This is a genomic window from Variovorax restrictus, assembly GCF_051216715.1.
GTDB lineage: Bacteria > Pseudomonadota > Gammaproteobacteria > Burkholderiales > Burkholderiaceae_C > Variovorax.
The window spans coordinates 667005-686717 of sequence record NZ_JBPJZH010000002.1 but is presented as its reverse complement, the minus strand read 5'-3'; the positions used below and the strand labels follow the sequence as shown (position 1 = coordinate 686717).

The 19713-nt window shown below is 68.6% G+C and carries 14 protein-coding genes; 10 read left to right on the top strand and 4 right to left on the bottom strand.

The annotated features are described in order from the left end of the window. Positions 1 to 46: 46 nt before the first annotated feature. The 7 genes from ACSFA0_RS17860 (at position 47) to ACSFA0_RS17830 (ending at position 12816) form a co-directional block, all read left to right on the top strand. Entirely contained in the window at positions 47 to 754 is a 708-nt protein-coding gene (locus ACSFA0_RS17860; RefSeq protein WP_435451595.1) for a mechanosensitive ion channel family protein, read from the top strand. A 96-nt stretch (positions 755 to 850) separates the two neighbouring features. Beyond that, a complete protein-coding gene (gene glgX / locus ACSFA0_RS17855) occupies positions 851 to 2989 on the top strand; it encodes a glycogen debranching protein GlgX (protein ID WP_435451594.1) in 2139 nt (712 codons plus the stop codon). Continuing rightward, on the top strand, positions 2986 to 4830 hold the full coding sequence (gene treZ / locus ACSFA0_RS17850; RefSeq protein ID WP_435451593.1) for a malto-oligosyltrehalose trehalohydrolase: 1845 nt from the start codon (positions 2986 to 2988) through the stop codon (positions 4828 to 4830). The genes glgX and treZ overlap by 4 nt, the downstream gene beginning before the upstream one ends. After that, entirely contained in the window at positions 4823 to 9967 is a 5145-nt protein-coding gene (locus tag ACSFA0_RS17845; protein WP_435451592.1) for a malto-oligosyltrehalose synthase, read from the top strand. Before treZ ends, ACSFA0_RS17845 begins: the two co-directional genes overlap by 8 nt. A 14-nt stretch (positions 9968 to 9981) precedes the next feature. After that, on the top strand, positions 9982 to 10623 hold the full coding sequence (locus tag ACSFA0_RS17840) for a glutathione S-transferase family protein (RefSeq protein ID WP_435451591.1): 642 nt from the start codon (positions 9982 to 9984) through the stop codon (positions 10621 to 10623). Positions 10624 to 10699: 76 nt separating this feature from the next. Then, the gene (locus ACSFA0_RS17835; RefSeq protein WP_435451590.1) at positions 10700 to 11488 is read left to right on the top strand and encodes a DUF3750 domain-containing protein; all 789 of its coding nucleotides are present in this window, start codon (positions 10700 to 10702) and stop codon (positions 11486 to 11488) included. Next, complete coding sequence (locus ACSFA0_RS17830) at positions 11485 to 12816, top strand: lytic murein transglycosylase (RefSeq protein ID WP_435451589.1); 1332 nt, start codon at positions 11485 to 11487, stop codon at positions 12814 to 12816. Before ACSFA0_RS17835 ends, ACSFA0_RS17830 begins: the two co-directional genes overlap by 4 nt. Before the next feature lie 57 nt (positions 12817 to 12873). On the opposite strand, the gene ACSFA0_RS17825 is transcribed toward ACSFA0_RS17830, so the two are convergent. Together ACSFA0_RS17825 and ACSFA0_RS17820 are read right to left on the bottom strand one after the other, a co-directional pair. Further along, positions 12874 to 14061, bottom strand: coding sequence for a GAF domain-containing sensor histidine kinase (locus tag ACSFA0_RS17825; protein WP_435451588.1), 1188 nt, complete (start codon positions 14059 to 14061; stop codon positions 12874 to 12876). A gap of 8 nt (positions 14062 to 14069) precedes the next feature. Further along, positions 14070 to 14525: a CBS domain-containing protein gene (locus ACSFA0_RS17820; RefSeq protein ID WP_435451587.1), complete on the bottom strand. Its 456-nt coding sequence runs from the start codon at positions 14523 to 14525 to the stop codon at positions 14070 to 14072. A gap of 125 nt (positions 14526 to 14650) precedes the next feature. Here ACSFA0_RS17820 and ACSFA0_RS17815 point away from each other — a divergent pair, with 125 nt between their 5' ends. The 3 genes from ACSFA0_RS17815 (at position 14651) to ACSFA0_RS17805 (ending at position 17921) form a co-directional block, all read left to right on the top strand. Next, positions 14651 to 15961, top strand: a complete 1311-nt coding sequence (locus ACSFA0_RS17815; protein ID WP_435451586.1) for an O-acetylhomoserine aminocarboxypropyltransferase — start codon at positions 14651 to 14653, stop codon at positions 15959 to 15961. Next, complete coding sequence (locus ACSFA0_RS17810) at positions 15961 to 16767, top strand: alpha/beta fold hydrolase (protein ID WP_435451585.1); 807 nt, start codon at positions 15961 to 15963, stop codon at positions 16765 to 16767. Before ACSFA0_RS17815 ends, ACSFA0_RS17810 begins: the two co-directional genes overlap by 1 nt. Before the next feature lie 230 nt (positions 16768 to 16997). Further along, complete coding sequence (locus ACSFA0_RS17805; RefSeq protein WP_435451584.1) at positions 16998 to 17921, top strand: DUF3829 domain-containing protein; 924 nt, start codon at positions 16998 to 17000, stop codon at positions 17919 to 17921. Positions 17922 to 17982: 61 nt separating this feature from the next. Here the strand turns inward: ACSFA0_RS17805 and ACSFA0_RS17800 are convergent, their stop codons facing one another. Together ACSFA0_RS17800 and ACSFA0_RS17795 are read right to left on the bottom strand one after the other, a co-directional pair. Then, entirely contained in the window at positions 17983 to 18351 is a 369-nt protein-coding gene (locus ACSFA0_RS17800; RefSeq protein ID WP_435451583.1) for a thioredoxin family protein, read from the bottom strand. A gap of 64 nt (positions 18352 to 18415) precedes the next feature. Continuing rightward, positions 18416 to 19699 (bottom strand): YihY family inner membrane protein, encoded by a 1284-nt coding sequence (locus ACSFA0_RS17795; RefSeq protein ID WP_435451582.1) that lies wholly within the window; start codon positions 19697 to 19699, stop codon positions 18416 to 18418. Positions 19700 to 19713 lie beyond the last annotated feature (14 nt).

The following is a 19713-nucleotide window of genomic DNA, read 5'->3' as shown; positions in this document are numbered from 1 at the left end:
CGACCACCGACCGACCGAACCACCGCATCCGCACGGAGAACACCCCATGGAAGAATTCGGCATCCACCTCGAGCCCGCCCGGGCCATCCTCTACCAGATCGGCGCGTTCCTGCCACGGCTGCTCATTGCCGTGGTGGTGGTGATTGCCGGCTGGCTGCTCGCCAAGGTGGCGCGCTTCGCCGTCGTGAAGGCGATGCGTGCCATCAACTTCCCGGTGCTCACCGAGCGCTCGGGCCTGGACGGCTTCCTGCGCCAGGGTGGCATGACCGGCGACACCACCACCATCTTCGGCGTGCTGGTGTATTGGCTCGTCATCCTGGCGGCGCTGCTCATCGCGTTCAATGGCCTGGGCCTGACGTACATCACCGACCTGCTCGGCCGCGTGGTGTGGTTCGTGCCCAACGTGTTCGTCGCGCTGCTGGTGCTGGCCTTCGGCGCCTATTTCGCGCGCTTCATCGGCGACACGGTCACCACCTACTGCCGCAACGTGAAGATGCAGGACGCGCTGCTGCTGGGCAAGCTGGCGCAGTACGCGGTGATGGCCTTCGTGATCCTGATCGCGCTCGACCAGATCAAGGTCGGCGGCGACATCATCCGCGAGAGCTTCCTCATTCTGCTGGGCGGCGTGGTCTTCGCCATCGCGCTGGCCTTCGGCCTCGGCGGCAAGGACTGGGCGGCCGAACGCATCGAGGAATGGTGGCCACGCCGCGGCCGCTCGTTGAAGGAACGCGAGGACAGCGACCGGTTGCCCTGACCGGGCGCGAGCCTGCTCCGTGGCACGCGGCTTGCCTCGCCTTCGGGCACGTTGACCCACACGTTCCCCCTCCCTCGCCGACCGCGCACTGCTGCCATGAAATCACCCCACCCGATCCACGTCGTCTGGCCCGGTACCGCTTACCCGCGCGGCGCCACCTGGGACGGCGAAGGCGTCAACTTCGCCCTCTTTTCGCAGCATGCCCAGAAGGTGGAGTTGTGTATCTTCGACGACAGCGGTCGGCATGAGCTGCAGCGCATCGTGCTGCGCGAGCGCACCGACGACGTGTGGCACTGCTATCTGCCGGAGGCGCGCCCCGGCATGGCCTACGGCTACCGCGTGCATGGCCCCTACAAGCCAGAAGACGGTCACCGCTTCAACCCGCACAAGCTGCTGATCGACCCGTATGCGAAAGACCTGGTCGGCAAGCTGCGCTGGAGCGACGCACTGTACGGCTACACCATCGGCAGCAAGCGCGAGGACCTGTCCTTCGACCGGCGCGACAGTGCCTCCTTCATGCCCAAGGGCCGCGTGCTCGAAACCGCCTTCACCTGGGGCGACGACCGCCGTCCGCAGATCGCGCGGCAGGACATGGTCATCTACGAAATGCATGTGCGTGGCTTCACCATGCAGCACCCCGAGGTGCCAGCTGAACTGCGCGGCAGCTACGCGGGCCTGGCGACCGCGCCGGTCATCGACTACCTGCAGCGCCTGGGTGTCACCACGGTCGAGCTGCTGCCGGTGCACAGCTACCTGAACGACCGGCACCTGGCCGAGCACGGCCTGCAGAACTACTGGGGCTACAACACCCTGGGCTTCTTCGCCCCCGAGATGCGCTACAGCGCGTCGCGCAAGGTGAAGGAGTTCAAGACGATGGTCAAGACGCTGCACTCCGCCGGCATCGAGGTGATCCTCGACGTGGTCTACAACCACACCTGCGAAGGCAACCAGCTCGGGCCGACCCTGTCGCTGCGCGGCGTCGACAACGCGTCGTACTACATCGTCAACACCGACAACCGGCGCTACTACGACGACTTCACGGGTTGCGGCAACACGGTCAACCTCGAGCATCCGCGCGCGCTGCAGCTGGTGATGGATTCACTGCGCTACTGGGTCGAGGAAATGCACGTCGACGGCTTTCGCTTCGACCTGGCCTCGGCGCTGGCGCGCGAGAGCGGCAAGGTCGAAAACCTCGGCGGCTTCTTCGATGCGATCCGGCAAGACCCGGTGCTCAACCGCGTCAAGCTCATCGCCGAGCCGTGGGACCTCGGCCACGGCGGCTACCAGGTCGGCAACTTCCCGCTCGGCTGGGCCGAATGGAACGACCGCTACCGCGATGGCATGCGCAGCTACTGGAAGGGCGACGGCGGCCTGCTCGGCGAAGTGGCCAGCCGGCTCACCGGCTCGCAAGACCTGTACGGCTGGTCGGGCAAACAGCCGCCGGCCAGCATCAACTTCATCACCGCGCACGATGGCTTCACGCTGCACGACCTGGTGTCGTACAACGAGAAGCACAACGAGGCCAACGGCGAAGGCAACCGCGACGGCAGCAGCAACAACCATGCATGGAACTGCGGCGTCGAAGGCCCGACCGACGACCCCGACGTGCTGTCGCTGCGCGCGCGGCAGAAGCGCAACCTGCTCGCGACGCTGCTGCTGTCGCAGGGCGTGCCGATGCTGCTGGCCGGCGACGAGTCGGGCCACACGCAGCGCGGCAACAACAACGTCTACTGCCAGGACAACGCGCTGGGCTGGCTCGACTGGGCACTCGACGAGGAGCGCCTCGCCCTGCGCGAGTTCACGCGCCACCTGGTGCACCTGCGCCGCCGCCATCCGTCCTTCGGACGCCGCAGCTTCTTCCGCGGTGCACCGCTCGAGGCAGGCGCTGCCAAGGACCTGGTCTGGTACCGCCCCGACGGCCAGGAGATGAGCCCTGGCGACTGGTCCGACGGCAACGCCCGCTGTATCGCGATGTTCATGTCCGGCAGCGGCATCGCCGACATGGGCCCGCGCGGCGAGCCGCTGGTCGACGACGACTTCCTGCTGCTCTTCAATGCGCACCATGAGGACATGGATTTTTCCCTTCCCGCCGACGGCGCCCCGTGGTGCCTTCGCGTCGATACCGCCAGCGCCACGCTGCCCGACGACGAGGCGCCTCCCTTGACACAACCCGCCCTGCGCGTGCACTGCCGCTCGCTGGTGCTGCTCGCCCGACCTACGAGACCACAACCATGAAACGTGCCCACACCATGCCCTTCGGCGCCAGCCTGCTCGACGGCGGCGGCGTGCTCTTTCGCTACTGGGCGCCTGGCCTCGCGCGCATCGAACTCGAGCGCGAAGGCGCCGAGGGCGCCCTGCCCATGCTGCCGTATGCCGACGGCTGGCACCATGTGGAGGTGCCCGAAGCCGCTGCAGGCGACCGCTACCGCTTCAAGCTGCCCGACGGGCTGCGCGTGCCCGACCCGGCCTCGCGCCGGAACCCGGACGACGTGCACGGCGCCAGCGAAGTGGTCGATCCGCGCAGCTACCACTGGAACGACGTCGCCTGGCACGGCCGCCCGTGGCACGAGGCGGTGATCTACGAACTGCACATCGGCACCTTCACGCCCGAAGGCACCTTCGCCGCAGCGACCCAGCGGCTGGCCGAGCTCGCCGAACTCGGCTTCACCGTGATCGAGGTGATGCCGGTGGCCGACTTCCCCGGCCAGCGCGGCTGGGGCTACGACGGGGTGCTGCTGTTCGCGCCCGACGCGGCCTACGGCACGCCCGACGAACTCAAGGCCTTCGTCGATGCGGCGCACTCGCTCGACCTCATGGTCTTGCTCGACGTGGTCTACAACCACTTCGGCCCGGAAGGCAACTACCTGCACGCGGGCAGCCCGGCGTTCTTCAACCCGGCGCACCAGACGCCATGGGGCGCGGCCATCAACTACGACGGCGAACTGGCGCGCACGGTGCGCGACTTCTTCGTGCACAACGCGCTGTACTGGGTGGAGGAGTTCCGCTTCGACGGGCTGCGGATGGACGCAGTGCATGCGATTCGCGACGACTCCGACACCGACATCGTGCAGGAGATCTGCCATGCGCTGCGCGACGGCCCGGGCCGCGAGCGCCAGATCCACGTCGTGCTGGAGAACGACGCCAACGGCTCGCATTACCTTGAGCGCGACGCCGACAACCGCCCGACCTGCGCCACCGCGCAGTGGAACGACGACCTGCACCATGCGGCGCACGTGCTCGTCACCGGCGAGCGCGACGGCTACTACGCCGACTATGCGGACGATGCCGTCGACAGCTTCGGCGTGGCGCTGGCGCAGGGCTTCGTCTACCAAGGGCAGCCTTCGCCCTTCCGTAATGGCGAACACCGCGGCGAGCCGAGTGCGCACCTGCCGCTGGCGGCCTTCGTGTCCTTCCTGCAGACGCACGACCAGGTCGGCAACCGGGCCTTCGGCGACCGCATCTCGGCGCTGGCCGACCCGGTGCTGCTGCGTGCAGCCTACGCCTGCCTGTTGCTGTCGCCGCATGCGCCGATGCTCTTCATGGGCGAGGAATATGGCGCGTCGACGCCCTTCCTCTACTTCTGCGACTTCGGTCCTGAACTGGCCGCCGCCGTGTCCGAAGGCCGGCGCGCCGAGTTCGGTGGCTTCGCGGCCTTCAAGGACGAGGCCGCGCGCGCGCGCATCCCCGACCCGAATGCCGAATCGACCTTCGTCGCGTCGAAGCTCCGCTGGGACGAGCGCACCGACGGCGCCCACGCCGGATTGCTGGCACACGTGCGCGACCTGCTCACGCTGCGCCGCGAACGGCTGATGCCGCGCCTGGCCGCGCACCGCACCGGCGGCCAGCACTGGCGCGAGGGCGACGCGCTGCGCGTGCGCTGGGAAGTCGGCGGCGCCGCGCCCGGCCGCTTCGCCCAACTGAACCTGGTGGCCAACTTCGGCACGACGACCATCGACGCACCGCCGCTGACGGGCGGCCTGCTCTACACATCGAACACCGACCGTGACACCGGTCCGACCTGGCGACTTGCGCCCGGCGCCGTCTGCCTGACCCTCGAGGAGAACCCGCTTGCTTGACGCACCCCACGGCGAACACGAGGCGCTGCAGCGCCTGTGCGCCCACTTCGGCATCGCGACCGACTACCACGACATCTTCGGCAACCGCCATGTGATCGCGCCGGCCAACCTGGTCACGCTGCTCGAGAGCTTTGGCGTCGACCCGCATGCGCTGCCGCACGAGAGCCTCGAGCAGGTCGACGCGGCGCACTGGCAAGGAACGCTGCCGCCCGCGGTCGCGGTCGACGCCGGGCGCGAGCAGTGGCAGCTCACGCTGCGGCTGCCCGCAGCGCAACCGGAGATCGGCTGGACGCTGCACACCGAAGACGGCACGCCACACCATGGCCGCATCGACCTGCATGCGCTGCCCGAAGGCGCGCGTGGTGAACGCGACGGCGTCGTCGTGTGCGAACGGCGGGTGACGCTGAGTCTGGCGCTGCCGGTCGGCTACCACCGGCTGAGCCTCGAAGGCCTGGTCGGCGAGACCCTGGTGCTCGCCGCGCCGCCGCACTGCTACCAGCCGCCCGCCTTGCGCGGCGATGGCCGCGTGTGGGGGCCGGCCGTGCAGCTGTATGCGCTGCGCTCCGCGCGCAACTGGGGCATCGGCGACTTCAGCGACCTGACGCAACTCGCGCAACAAGTGGCGCCGCGCGGCGCCGGCATCATCGGCCTGAACCCGCTGCATGCGCTGTTTCCGCACAACCCGGCGCATGCGAGCCCTTACAGCCCGTCGTCGCGGCTGATGCTCGACGTGCTCTACATCGACGTCGAAGCCGTCGATGAATTCCGCGACTGCGAGCCGGCCCAGCGCCTGGTGCAGTCGCCCGACTTTCAGACGCGGCTGGCCGTGCTGCGCGAAGCACCGCTGGTCGAGTACCCCGGCGTGGCCGCCGCGAAGTTCGAGGTGCTCGAGCTGCTCTACGCGCACTTCCGCGCGCAGCAGGCCAGCGGCCAGAGCGCCACGGCCGGCGCCTTCGACGACTTCCGCACGGCACGCGGCGACGCGCTGCGCCGTCATGCCACCTTCGAGGCACTGCAGGCGCATTTCTTCGCGGCCGATGCCGCCGTGTGGGGCTGGCCGGTGTGGCCCGAGGACTACCGCGACCCGGCCTCGCCCGCGGTCGCGCGCTTCGTCGAAAGCCACGCCGAACGCGTCGGCTACTACGAGTACCTGCAATGGCAGGCCGCGCGCCAACTGCAGCGCGCCAGCGACCAGTGCGCCGCGCTGGGCATGGCCGTGGGCCTCTATCTGGACCTGGCCGTGTCGGTCGACCGCGCCGGCTCCGACACGTGGTGCCAGGGCGAGCAGTTCGCCCACGGCGCGAGCGTGGGCGCACCGCCCGACGAGTTCAACCCCAACGGCCAGGGCTGGGGCCTGCCGCCGCTGCGGCCGGACAAGCTGCGCGCCGATGGCTACCGCTACTTCATCGAGACCCTGCGCGCCAACATGCGCGGTGCCGGTGCGCTGCGTATCGACCACGTGATGGGACTGATGCGCCTGTTCTGGATTCCGCCCGGCAAGACGCCGCAGGACGGCGCCTATGTGCACTACCAGCTGCACGAGATGCTGGCCGTGGTCGCCATCGAGAGCGAGCGCGAACGCTGCATGGTGATCGGCGAGGACCTCGGCACTGTGGCCGACGAGATGCGCGGTGCACTCGCGCGCTACCAGATCCTGTCGTACCGCCTGATGTACTTCGAGCGCGGCCACGACGGCGAATTCAAGGCGCCCGCCGAGTACCCGCGCCATGCGCTGGTGGCCATCAGCACGCACGACCTCGCCACGCTCACCGGCTGGTGGACCGGGCACGATCTGCGGCTGCGCCTGTCGCTCGGCCTCTTCCCCAACCAGGCCATCTTCGAGAAGCAGCTGTTCGACCGCGCGCAGGAGCGCGTGCGCCTGCTGCTGGCCGTGCAGCGCGCCGGCCTGCTGTCGGCCGACGCGGTGGCGCAGGCCACCGGCGCGCAGACGCTGGCGCCCGAGACCGTCGCCGCCTTCCACGCCTTCCTCGCGAGTACCGCATCGCAGGTGATGATGGTGCAACTGGAAGACGCCATCGGCCAGGTCGAGCAGGCCAACATGCCGGGCACGACCGACGCGCACCCCAACTGGCAGCGCAAGCTCACGCTCGACCTGCAGCAGCTCGCCACCGACGAGAGCACGCTGGCGCTGTTCCAGACGCTCGAGGCGGTGCGCCCACATCCGGCGCGCGCGCCGGTGGCCCACCGCGGCATCGAGACCGTGGTACCGCGCGCCACCTACCGCCTGCAGTTCCACAAGGACTTCACCTTCGACCACGCGATCGCCGTGCTGCCCTACCTGGAGAAGCTGGGCGTGAGCCACGTCTACTGCTCGCCGATCCAGCGCGCGCGGCCGGGCAGCATGCACGGCTACGACGTGGTGGCGCACGACGAAATCAACCCCGAACTCGGCGGCCAGGCCGGCTTCGAGCGCTTCAGCGCCGCGCTGCGCGCTCACGGCATGGGCCAGTTGCTCGACCTGGTGCCCAATCACATGGGCGTGCTGGGCGCCGACAACGCCTGGTGGATGGACGTGCTCGAGAACGGCCCCGCCTCGCTCTATGCGCAGCACTTCGACATCGACTGGCAGCCGCTGAACGTCGAGCTGCACGGCAAGGTGCTGCTGCCGGTGCTGGGCGACCACTACGGCGACGTGCTCGACCGCGGTGAACTGGTGCTGGCCTTCGATGCCGAGAACGGCAGCCTCGCGGTGCACTACCACGAGCACCGCTTCCCGCTCGCGCCCGAGACCTACGGCCGCGTGCTGCAGCGCGCCGAATCTCGGCTGGCCGACCCGGACCTGTCGGCCAGCCTGGCGAGCATCGCCACGTCCTTCGGCCACCTGCCCGCGCGCGAAGCCACCGATGCCGAAGCGGTGGCCGAGCGGGCGCGCGACAAGGAACTGCTCAAGAGCCGCTTGGCGCGGCTGGTGTCACGCCAGCTCGACGTGGCGCAGGCCATCGCGGCGGCGCTGGCCGACATCAACGCGCAGGGCGAGCGCGACGCGCTGCATGCGTTGCTCGAAGGCCAGGCCTACCGCCTCGCCTTCTGGCGCGTGGCGGCCGACGAGATCAACTACCGGCGCTTCTTCGACATCAACGAGCTCGCCGCCCTGCGCATCGAGCGCGAGCCGGTGTTCGAAGCCACGCAAGGCATGGCGCTCGACCTGGCGGCTGCCGGCGTGGTCGACGGCCTGCGCATCGACCACCCCGACGGCCTGTACGACCCGGCCCAGTACTTTGATCGCCTGCAACAGGGCTACGCCAAGCGCGCCGGCCTGGTGCTGCCCGAACCCGACGCCGAAGGCCGCCCGCCCCGGCCGCTCTATGTCGTGGCCGAGAAGATCGCCGCGTCGCAGGAAGAAGTGCCGGTGCAATGGGCCATCCACGGCACCACCGGCTACCGCTTCGCGACAGTGGTCAACGGCGTGCTGGTCGACACCAACGCCGAAGAGCGCTTCCTGCGCATCTGGCGCAGCTTCACCGGCGTGCTGCAACCCTTCGGCGAGCTGGCCTACGAAGGCAAGCGCGCCATCATGCGCAACGCGCTGTCGTCGGAACTCAACGTTCTGTCCAGCGAGCTGCTGCGCATCGCGCGCGGCGACCGGCGCACGCGGGACTACACGCTCAACACGCTGCGCCGCGCGCTGTCGGAGGTCGCGGCCTGCCTGCCGGTGTACCGCAGCTACATCCTCGAAGCACCGTCGGAGCAGGACCGCAAGTACATCGACCAGGCCGTGGCCGAGGCGCGCCACCGCAGCCGCGACGCGGACGGCTCGGTGTTCGACTTCGTGCGGCTCACGCTGCTGGCCGACACCGTCCCCGGCGCAGACAAGGCCCTATGCGCACGGGCGCTGCGCCTGGCGATCCGCTTCCAGCAGTTCAGCGCGCCGGTCACGGCCAAGGGTGTGGAAGACACCGCGTTCTACCGCTACTTCCCGCTCAGTTCGCTCAACGAAGTGGGCGGCGAGCCGGCGCACTTCGGCATGACCGTGGCCGACTTCCACACCGCCAGCGCCGACCGCGCCGCGCGCTGGCCGCACACCATGCTGGCCACTTCGACGCACGACAACAAGCGCTCGGAAGACGTGCGCACCCGCATCGACGTGCTGTCCGAAATGCCCGCCACCTGGCGCCTGGCGCTGCGCCGCTGGCGCGCGATGAACCGCACCGACGCGGATGCCGCAACCGCCGCAGACGAACGCGGCGCCATGCCCTCCGCCGCCGACGAATACCTGCTGTACCAGACGCTGCTGGGCACGCTGCCCGCGGGCGGCCTGACCGACCAAGCGCGTGCCGCGTACGTGGAGCGCATCGAGCGCTACATGCTCAAGGCCGCGCGCGAGTCGAAGGAGCACACGAGCTGGACCTTCCCCGACGAGGACTACGAGAAGGCGCTCGCGGGCTTCGTGCAACGCATCCTCGGTCGGGTCGCGGGCAATCCCTTCCTCGACGACGTGCAGGCGCTGGGCGACACGCTGGCCTGGTTCGGCGCGCTCAACAGCCTGTCGATGACGCTCATCAAGTACGGCTCGCCCGGCGTGCCCGACCTGTACCAAGGCAACGAGCTGACCGATCTGAGCCTCGTCGACCCCGACAACCGCCGGCCCGTCGATTACGGCGAACGTGCGCAGTGGCTGGAGCGCCTGTCGCAGATCGCCCATGGCACGGGTGAACCCGCGGCCGTGCGTGCGCTGGCGGCGGCGCCACACGACGGCGGCGCGAAGCTGTGGATCCTCTCTCGCCTGCTCGAATTCCGCCGCGACGAGCCCGCGCTGTTCCGCGACGGCGCCTATGCGCCGCTCGAAGCGGCGGGCAGCGGCGCATCACACGTGCTCGCCTTCCAGCGCACGCACGAAGACAAGACGCTGCTGATCGTGGCCGGCCGCCTCTTCGTCGGGCTGGCGACCGAAGCCGAATCGCAAGCCTCCATCGCGGCATCGGACTGCTGGCTGCCGCTTGGCGTCGAGGTCTGGAAAGACACGGGCGTGGCGCTGCCGGGCTGGACAGACGGCGCGCGCTTTCGCAACCTGTTCACCGGCGAAGTCCTCACCGTGCGCGACGGTGCGCTGCCGATGAGCGAGGTCTTCTCGCACTTCCCGGGCGCGGCCCTGGCCGCGCTCGACGCGCACGACTGATCAACGGAACCAACATGCTCAAGATCCATCACCTCGGCCATTCCCAGTCCGAACGCATCGTCTGGCTCTGCGAGGAATTGGGGCTTCCCTACGACCTTCAGCACCATACGCGCGACCCCGTCACCCGACTTTCGCCGCCCGCGCTGAAGGCGCTGCATCCACTCGGTGCGGCGCCAGTGATCGAGGACGGCGACCTGCTGCTGGCCGAGTCGGCGGCCATCGTCGAATACATCATCGTGAAGCACGGCGGCGGCCGTCTCAAGCTCGGCCCCGAGCACCCGGACTACGCGGCCTTCCTCTACTGGTTCCATTTCTCCAACGGCAACCTGATGCCCGCCATGGGCCGCCTCATGATCGTCAGCCGTGCCAAGCTGCCTGCCGACCACCCGGTGCTCGTGTCGGTGCAAGGCCGGCTCGACAAGGTGATGGCGCTGGTCGAAGCGCGGCTCGGCGAGGCCCCCTACTTCGCGGGCAACGAGTTCACCGCCGCCGACATCATGAGCGTGTTCTCGTTCACCACGATGCGCCTCTTCCAGCCGATGGACCTCGCACCGTATCCCCATGTCCGCGCCTACCTGCAACGCATCGGCGAGCGGCCGGCGTATCAACGTGCGATGGCCAAGGGCGATCCGGATCTGGTGCCGATGCTGGGTTGAGAACGTGCGCTTCGACGAGGGCTCCGCTTCATTGAGTTCGGCCTTACGACGGCGCCGACCGCGTTGGTCGCGCTGGATGCTGGGGTTCCTGGGCCTGCTGGCGGTGCTGATGCTCGGGCCTATCGGTGTGTTGGCCTCCGGCAGCCTGGACTTGAACACCCCATGGCACCTGACGAGTCGTGAGAGCACCGGGCAGGCGCCGGATCCTGCCATCGAGCGCGGTGCGGTGGTGCAGGTCTATGGGGCCCGCATCGTGCGCTGGCGGGGCGCCTTCGGCATTCATCCCTGGATCGCAGTCAAACGTGCCGGCTCGGATCTGTACACCACCTATCACATCGTCGGATGGCGGGCCCGGCGCGGCGGAGATGCGTTGGTCACCAACGAAGTGACGTCACCGGACATGCTGTGGTACGGCGCCTATCCGCAGTTGCTGGCGGACCACCGGGGTGCCGAGGCCGAAGCCATGATCGCGCAGATCGAATCGGTCGTGGCGGCCTATCCCTGGCGCGGCTCGTACCGCCTTTGGCCCGGCCCCAACAGCAACACCTTTGTGGCCTGGGTGGCCCGGCAGGTGCCTGCGCTGCGCCTGGACCTGCCACCGACGGCCATCGGCAAAGACTATCTCGGGCCGACCACCTTCATCGACCGTGCGCCGAGCGGCACCGGCTGGCAGTTCTCGCTCATGGGACTGGCGGGCGTGACGGTCGCACGCGACGAGGGCCTGGAAATGAACCTGCTGGGCCTGGGCTTCGGCATCGACGTCGACGACGTGGCCCTGCGCTTGCCAGGTTTCGGCCGACTGCCGGATGTCGCGCCACCGGCTCCCAGCCAGCCTGCTTTGCCCGAGGCGAGAATGAAGCGATGACCTGCTCCCATTTCGTGCGTGTTCGTGTGTCTTCGCGCTTCGCGCCATCACTGGCCACCGGCCTCCTCTCGCTGGCCATCGCTGGATGCGCGACGGCGCCCGCTGAACCGACAGCCACGGGGTCGATCAACCGCCCGCAGCCCAGCGTGACGGGTGCGGCCATGGCCGCCCCCATCGCCGCACAGCCGGCAGCCGACGCATCGGCCGACGCGCAGTTGCGCCTTGCAGCGTGGCTGGCCGAGGTGCGCGCCCAGGCGCTGGCTGCCGGTGTGCGCGCGTCGACCCTCGACGCGGCGCTGAACGGTGTGCAGTACCTGCCGCGCGTGGTCGAGCTCGACCGGGCCCAGCCTGAATACACGCGGCCGATCTGGGACTACCTCGATACCACGGTCAGCGCGCAGCGCGTGACGAATGGACGTGAGAAGCAGGCCCAGGTCCAGCGCGAGGCCGCGAGCGCCGCAGCGCGCTACGGCGTGCCGCCCGAGGTGCTGGTCGCGATCTGGGGCATGGAGAGCAACTACGGCGGCAACTACGGCAGCACGCCGACCATCGACGCCCTCGCGACGCTGGGCGTCGACGGTCGCCGTGAGGCGTTCGCCCGCAGGGAACTGCTCGCGGCGCTGACGATCATCGACCTGGGTGACGTCGACCGGGAGCACATGATCGGCTCGTGGGCCGGGGCGATGGGGCAGACGCAGTTCATTCCGACCAGCTTCCTCGCCTACGCGGTGGATGCCGATGGCGACGGCAAGCGCGACATCTGGGGCAGCATGGCCGACGTCATGGCGTCCACCGCACACTTCCTCGCGCGCTCCGGCTGGCAGGCGGGTCAGGCGTGGGGCGTGGAGGTGCGCTTGCCGACGGGCTTCGACCCCGCACTGGCCGACCCCGGCGAGCGCCGACCGAGCGCGCAGTGGGCAGCGATGGGCGTGCAGGCGATCGACAGAACGCTGCCCGACCTGCCGGATGCCGAGCTTCTGCTGCCGGCCGGCGCGCAGGGGCCGGCTTTCCTGGTCGGGCCGAACTTCCGCGCCATCCTGCGCTACAACAACTCGGTGAGCTACGCGCTGGCGGTCGGCCTGTTGTCGCAGCGACTGGGCGGCGGGCCCGGCGTCGTGGCCCCGTGGCCACGCGAATTGCGCCCGTTGAGCCGCAGCGAGATGCGTGAACTGCAGGAGGCGCTGAACGCCCGTGGCTTCGACAGCGGCACGCCCGATGGCGTGGCCGGTACGAACACGCGGCGAGCGATCCGGGCCTTCCAGCGGGCATCGGCCATGCCTGCGGACGGCTATCCGACCGCGGATCTGCTGGAGCGCGTGCGTCGCTGAGGTGCGCGGTCGAAAGAAAGTGTGCACGCGAAAGGCCGGCGCGCGAGGCGCCATGCGTCAGACGACGATCGGCAGCCGCGTTGAAAACGCCGTGCCCGTCTCGGCCGACGACGCCACCGCTATCGCGCCGCCATGCGCGGTGGCGATCTGCGCACAGATGTAGAGGCCCAGGCCCAGCCCACCGCCCGGCTTGCTGGTAAGCGGGCGCCAGTAGGGCTCGAAGACACGCGCCAGGTCGTCGGGAGCGATCGGCGCGCCCTCGTTCGCCACCACCAGCAGCAGATCGTCGCCATCGATCGATGCATCGACGCGCACCGGCCGGTCGATGGCGCCATAGGTCAGGGCATTGCCCAGCAGGTTCGAGAGGAGCTGTTGCAAGCGGCCCGTGTCGCAACGCACCGTGCACGGGAGCACGATGTCGGCGTCGATGCAGCGCCGCGGATGCGCCTCTTGCAGTTCGAAGACGACATCGTTCAGCGCCCCCCCGAGCTCGGCCGTTTCTTCGAGCACCACGCCCATGCCGGCACCGAGCCGGCTGCGCGCCAGGTCGAGCACGTCGTTGATCAGCTGCGACATGCGGCGCGTGGTAGCCCCCAGGCGCGTGCCGAGGCGGACCAGTTCCGGCTCGGCGCGGCGCGACAGCAGTTCGGCCGTGGCGCCGACGGCCGACAGCGGGTTGCGCAGGTCATGCCCCAGCACGGCGATGTACTGCTCGCGAAGCTCGGCTGTCGTGCGTGCATCGATCAATGCGGTCTCGGCCGCCAACTGGCGATCTTCGCTTTCCAGTTGCATCGCGATGAGGTCGGCGAAGGCCGTGAACATCGCCACGGTGCGCGGGTCGGAGACCACGGCCGGCTTCGGGTCGATGGCGCACAGGTTGCCGAAGTACTGGCCATTCGGCCGGACGATCGGCACCGAAATGTAGCTTTCGATGTTGTAGAGGCGCGGCGTGTGGTGGTCGCGGTAGATCGGGTCGAGGCTGGCGTGGTCGATGACCACCGGCTCGCGGACGGCGCGCGACTCGCTGCACAGCGTGGTCGCCACCTCGAGCTGCCCGCCGGGCTTCAGGCCGAATGCGATGTCGTCCTGCACCGCACAGGCCGTCCACGTGCCATCGGTGACCCGCGCCACGGCGGCGAAGCCCATGCCGGTGTTCTGGCAGATCAGGCGAAGCAGGGACGGGACGGCACTGATGCGCCCCACCGCCGCCACGTCACGTGCGATGGCCTCTGCGCTGTCGTCCATGGCACGGCTCAGGTGGCGGCGCCCTCGTCGCCGGCGGGCCAGTCGCGGATATAGGCCTTGAGCATCTTGTTCTCGAAGTTCTGGCTGTCGACCACCGCCTTGGCGACGTCGTAGAAGCTGATCACGCCCATGAGCATGCGCTTGTCCATGACCGGCATGTAGCGCGCGTGGCGCTCGAGCATGATGCGGCGGATCTCGTCGAGGTCGGTCTCGGCGGTGCAGGTGACGGGCGCGTCGTCCATCGCCTTGCGCACCAGCGAGCCACCGACCTGGCCGCCGTTCTTGACGATGGCGACGATCACCTCGCGGAAGGTGAGCATGCCGACCAGATCGCCGTGTTCCATGACCACCAGCGAACCGATGTCCTTCTCGGCCATGGTCGTCACGGCGTCGGCCAGGGGTTCGTCGGGGGTGATCGTGTAGAGGGTGTTGCCCTTGACGCGCAGGATGTCGCTGACTTTCATCGTGGTGCTCCTCTTCTGACTCTCGGCCGATCGGATGAATATAGCCCAACTCGCTCACAATAGCCGGCCATCGCCGCCCTGCCGTGCACGCACGCGGGCGGGCGTACAAGCCCCCAAGGAGACACATGCCTGGCTATTCCGACCCCGGTTTCGACACCCTCGCCCTGCACGCGGGCGCGGCGCCCGACCCGACCACCGGCGCGCGCGCCGTACCGATCCACCTCACCACGTCCTTCGTCTTCGAGTCGAGCGACCACGCCGCCGCCCTGTTCAACCTGGAACGCGCCGGGCACGTCTACAGCCGCATCAGCAACCCGACCAACGCGGTGCTGGAGCAACGCGTGGCGGCGCTGGAGGGCGGCATCGGCGCCATCGCGACCGCCAGCGGCCAGGCCGCGCTGCACCTGAGCGTGGCGACGCTGATGGGCGCCGGCTCGCACATCGTGGCCAGCACGGCGCTGTACGGCGGCTCGCAGAATCTGCTGCACTACACGATGCGGCGCTTCGGCATCGAGACGACCTTCGTCAAGCCGAACGACCTCGACGGCTGGAAAGCCGCCATCCGCCCGAACACCAAGCTGCTGTTCGGCGAGACCGTAGGCAACCCCGGGCTGGACGTGCTCGACATCCCGTCGGTGAGCGACATCGCCCATGCGGCCGGCGTGCCGCTGCTGGTCGATTCCACGCTGACCTCGCCCTACCTGATCAAGCCCTTCGACCACGGCGCCGACCTGGTCTACCACTCGGCGACCAAGTTCCTCTCCGGTCACGGCACGGTGATCGGCGGCGTGGTGGTCGACGGCGGCAGCTTCGACTGGGAGAAGTCGGGCAAGTTCGCCGAGCTGAGCCAGGCCTACGACGGCTTCCACAACATGGTGTTCAGCGAAGAGAGCACGGTCGGGGCCTTCCTGCTGCGCGCGCGCCGCGAAGGCCTGCGCGACTTCGGCGCGTCGATGAGCCCGCACACGGCGTGGCTGATCCTGCAGGGCATCGAGACGCTGCCGCTGCGCATTGAGCGGCACATCGACAACACGCAGAAGGTGGTCGAGTTTCTGGCCGCGCACCCGTTCGTGTCGCGGGTGGGCCATCCGCTGATCGAATCGCACCCGAGCCACGCGCTGGCGCAGAAGCTGCTCAAGCACGGCGCACGCGGTGCCGGCGCGGTGTTCAGCTTCGACATCAAGGGCAGCCGCGCGCAGGGCAAGGCCTTCATCGAAGCGCTCAAGCTCTTCAGCCACCTGGCCAACGTGGGCGACTGCCGCAGCCTGGTGATCCACCCGGCCAGCACCACGCACTTCCGCATGACGGACGAGGCGCTGGCCGGCGCTGGCATCGGACAGGGCACGATCCGGCTGTCGATCGGCCTGGAAGATCCGGCCGACCTGATCGACGACCTGAAGCGCGCGCTGAAGGCGGCAGAAAAGGCAGGTGCGTGATGGAACTGATCGTTCACGGCCACGCCACCTACGCCTACACCGGCGGCAAGACGCTCGATGCGACCAAGCCGACCGTCGTCTTCATCCACGGTGTGCTCAACGACCACAGCGTGTGGATCCTGCAGAGCCGCTGGTTCGCCAACCATGGCTGGAACGTGCTGGCCATCGACCTGCCCGGCCACTGCAAGAGCGCCGGCAAGGCGCCGGCCACCGTCGAGGAAGCGGCGCAGTTCATCGTCGCGCTGCTCGATGCGGCCGGCGTGCAAAAGGCCGCACTGGTCGGCCACAGCTTCGGCTCGCTGATCGCGCTGGAGACGGCCGCCCGCGCGCCGGAACGCATCTCGCACCTGGCGATGGTCGGCACGGCCTACCCGATGGCGGTGTCGCCGGCGCTGCTCGACAGCGCGCTGAACGCGCCGATGAAGGCTATCGACATGGTCAACGTCTTCTCGCACTCGATGATGGCGCCGCCGCCCTCCTCGCTCGGCCCCGGCACCTGGCTCTACGGCGGCTCGCGCGCGCTCATGCGCCGCGTGCTGGCGAGCAACCGCGAGGTCAACGTGTTCCACGTCGGATTCAACGCGTGCAACGACTATGCGAACGGCGAAGCGGCGATGGCGGCGGTGCAGTGCCCCGTGCTGTTCCTGCTCGGGGCGGCCGACCAGATGACGCCGCCCAAGGCCGCCAGGACGCTCAGCGCCAAAGCGCTCTCATCGAAGACGGTGGTGGTGCAGGCCGGTCATCAGCTCATGACCGAGGCGCCGGATGCTGTGCTGTTCGCGTTGAGGGACTTCCTGGACGGCTGATGCCAATGCAGGAGCCGTGAAGACGCAACGTCGATTCGTGAGGAAATGCTGAAAAGCGAAGTTGCTGCTCAGCACGCTTCGAAAGCCAGACGCCAGAATCCCGCCCCGGGGCACAGCGCACTCCGCGCTGGCCCCGAAATCGGCCGCACGCCACGAAGAGGGCACGTCGGCATCCGTCTTTCCAGGGAGTGGAGTCCATGAAAATCAACAGGAGCGCCTCGCGCGCAGGCTTGGTCGCGCTTGCGATCTGCAGTGCATTTTTGACCGCTTGCGACAAGAAGGAGGCCTCAGCCTCTGGCAGTCCGGCCCCAGCCGCGTCGTCGACGCGCGATACCGCCAACGCACAGGCCAAAGCCAAAAACACCTACATCGTCACCTACAACCGGTTGATCGATGACAACCGCAGTCTCGCGGCCATCTTCAAGAGCTACCAGCGCTTGCAGATCCAGACGAAGCGTCCGAATGCCTCGTCGTTCTATGGCGACCCGGCCACCTTCGACGCTCTCTTCAAGACCTTGAAAGAGGCGCGAACGGTCGGCTCCGGGGATGCACCGCTCGACACGGCGGCCGACCGCCTGCTCGCCAGCGGCGAGAAGCTGCTCGCCGTTTGGACCCCGCTGCATCCGTACTTCCACGCGCAGGGTTTTCTGGCGGACAACTACGTCAAGGCTCGCGCTGAAGACGCCAACATGACCGCGGCTTTCACCGGCGCTCTGACGGAGATCGACCTCTTCGGGCAGGAGCTGGATCGTGTCGAGGACGACCGGCGAGCCAACCAGATGGCGAAGCTCAAGGAGAAGGGCGAGATAGCGAGCTACTACAGCATCGAGACCATGGCCCTCGCCAAGAAGTTCATGGGCGAGTTGCAACGCATCGAAAGCGGCAAGAACCAGCAAGCGATGACCCGGGCGAACACGCTGACCACCGAGCTCGAGACGTCCATGGAAAACTACCGCAAAGCCATCGCCGCCAAACCTGCAGACGCCAGTGCAGACGCCCAGAAGACCGCCAAAGCCAATCTGGATGTGCAGAGCAAGCTTCAATCGATGATCGGGCAGTGGCGCGTCTTCTCCACCAGCAAGAGTCCCAGCGCGATGACGGGCCGCAACATCGTGGGTTACTACAACGACGCGGTGCAGGCAGCCAGCCGCTAGGCCGCACGCCTTCCTGCACGGAGTCGCCACGGGCTGCGCCCGTTGGTGCACGCCCCCTGCTTCAAAGTTCGAATCGCTCGGGCGCGCGGCTGACCGCCGCCATCAGCACGCCGACCGCATCGCTCGACGGCTGCGCGGCCGGCAACGCGCCGAGCATGCGGCTCAGCGTCTCGGGGTACGGCAGCAGTGGCCCGAGAAAGTGCGTGCCTTGCGCACTCGCGACCAGCAGCGTGGGAAAGGTCTCGACATCGAAGTCGTCGGCGATGTCCGAATGGTCCTCGATGTCGACCCAGGCGAAGCGCAGCCCGGGGTGCGCGGCAGCGATGCGCTCGAAGGCGGGGCGGTAATCGCGGCAGGTGCCGCACCAGTCCGCGCACAGGCAGACCACCCAGGTGGGTGCGGCGGGATCGGCGATGGGCGGTGCGCTCACGGAGAAGGCCTGGAACGATGGAGCGTGGATTATCGAGGTGGCTGCCCAAGGCTGCAGCAAAGGGTCAACGCCTCGCGAGGTGGGCGTAGCGCCCCATCTGGCTCGGCCGTGTCAGGTCCTGCAGATCGTCGCGCACCACCAGCGCGTCGCGCAGGCACAGGCTCTCCAGCGCGGCCTTGCGCCACAGGTGTGCGAGCGCGTCGGCGCGCGGCAGAAGCAGCGCGGTCAGCAGCGGCGCCAGCGGCGTGACGTCGGGGTCGGCCAGCAGCACGTAGCGCGGGTCTTCGTTGGCCGGGTCTTCCGCGAGTGGTGCGATCCAGTCGATGGTTACCAGCGTCTCCAACACTGGCGCCAGCTGCAGGGCATCGACCCGCATCCGCACCACCAGCTCGTTCGCACCCAGCCCCTTGGCCGGCGTCGCATGGGCGACGTCGAGCAACTGCAGCGCCTCGACCGCCAGCTGGAAAGGCCAGCCCGGCGTGTCGCCACGGCGCGCCACGCCGGCCAGCAGGCTGGGCAGGTAGGCCGCGATCACCGCGCCGAAGAGCGCGATCACCCAGGCGACGTAGATCCAGACCAGCAGGATGGGCGCCGTGGCGAAGGCGCCGTAGAGCACCGAGTACGTCGGCACCAGGCTCAGGTAGTAGCCCAGCACGCGCTTGGCGATCTCGATCGCGGCGGCGACGAACAGGCCGCCCGCCCAGGCGTGGGCCCAGCGCACCGAGGTGTTGGGCACGTAGTGGTAGAGCGAGGCCATGCCGCCGGCGAGCAGCACGAATTCGAAGGTGTCGAACAGCAGCTTGAGCAGGCCGCCGCTGCCCACCACGCCGCGCGACGCCGAGAACACGTACGACGTGGTGCTCAGGCTCACCGCCAGGATCAGCGGCCCGAGCGTGATGGCCGCCCAGTAGATGAGCACGCGCTGCGCCAGCGGGCGCGGGGTGCGCACCCGCCAGATGCTGTTGAGCGTCTTGTCGATGGTCAAAATCAGCGCGACCGCCGTGACCAGCAGCACGATCAGGCCCGCGATGCCGAGCCCGCTGGCCTTGCTGGCGAACTGGTTCAGGTAGCCCAGCACCTGCCGTGCGATGTTGTCCGGAATGAGGCTTTCGATCAGCCAGCGCTGCAGTCGGCCCTGCATCTTGGCGAACATCGGGAACACCGTGAAGAGCGCCAGCGCCGTGGTGAAGAACGGCACCAGCGCGATGGTGGTGGTGAAGGTCAGGCTGCCGGCCGTCAGGCCCAGGCGGTCTTCGCGGAAACGCTCCCGCAGCACGGCCGCCGTGTTGCCCCAAGGAAAATGCGAAAGGTCCCTCCACCATGACCGGTGTTTCATGGCCGGTATCATGCCATCGGCCCTGC

Bases quoted from the DNA above. Each gene is read 5' to 3' on its own strand.
- ACSFA0_RS17840 (WP_435451591.1), top strand. From the start codon at position 9,982: ATGCTCAAGATCCATCACCTCGGCCATTCCCAGTCCGAACGCATCGTC.
- ACSFA0_RS17820 (WP_435451587.1), bottom strand. From the start codon at position 14,525: ATGAAAGTCAGCGACATCCTGCGCGTCAAGGGCAACACCCTCTACACG.
- glgX (WP_435451594.1), top strand. From the start codon at position 851: ATGAAATCACCCCACCCGATCCACGTCGTCTGGCCCGGTACCGCTTAC.
- ACSFA0_RS17825 (WP_435451588.1), bottom strand. From the start codon at position 14,061: ATGGACGACAGCGCAGAGGCCATCGCACGTGACGTGGCGGCGGTGGGG.
- ACSFA0_RS17795 (WP_435451582.1), bottom strand. From the start codon at position 19,699: ATGATACCGGCCATGAAACACCGGTCATGGTGGAGGGACCTTTCGCAT.
- ACSFA0_RS17835 (WP_435451590.1), top strand. From the start codon at position 10,700: ATGCTGGGGTTCCTGGGCCTGCTGGCGGTGCTGATGCTCGGGCCTATC.
- ACSFA0_RS17830 (WP_435451589.1), top strand. From the start codon at position 11,485: ATGACCTGCTCCCATTTCGTGCGTGTTCGTGTGTCTTCGCGCTTCGCG.
- ACSFA0_RS17860 (WP_435451595.1), top strand. From the start codon at position 47: ATGGAAGAATTCGGCATCCACCTCGAGCCCGCCCGGGCCATCCTCTAC.
- ACSFA0_RS17810 (WP_435451585.1), top strand. From the start codon at position 15,961: ATGGAACTGATCGTTCACGGCCACGCCACCTACGCCTACACCGGCGGC.
- treZ (WP_435451593.1), top strand. From the start codon at position 2,986: ATGAAACGTGCCCACACCATGCCCTTCGGCGCCAGCCTGCTCGACGGC.
- ACSFA0_RS17815 (WP_435451586.1), top strand. From the start codon at position 14,651: ATGCCTGGCTATTCCGACCCCGGTTTCGACACCCTCGCCCTGCACGCG.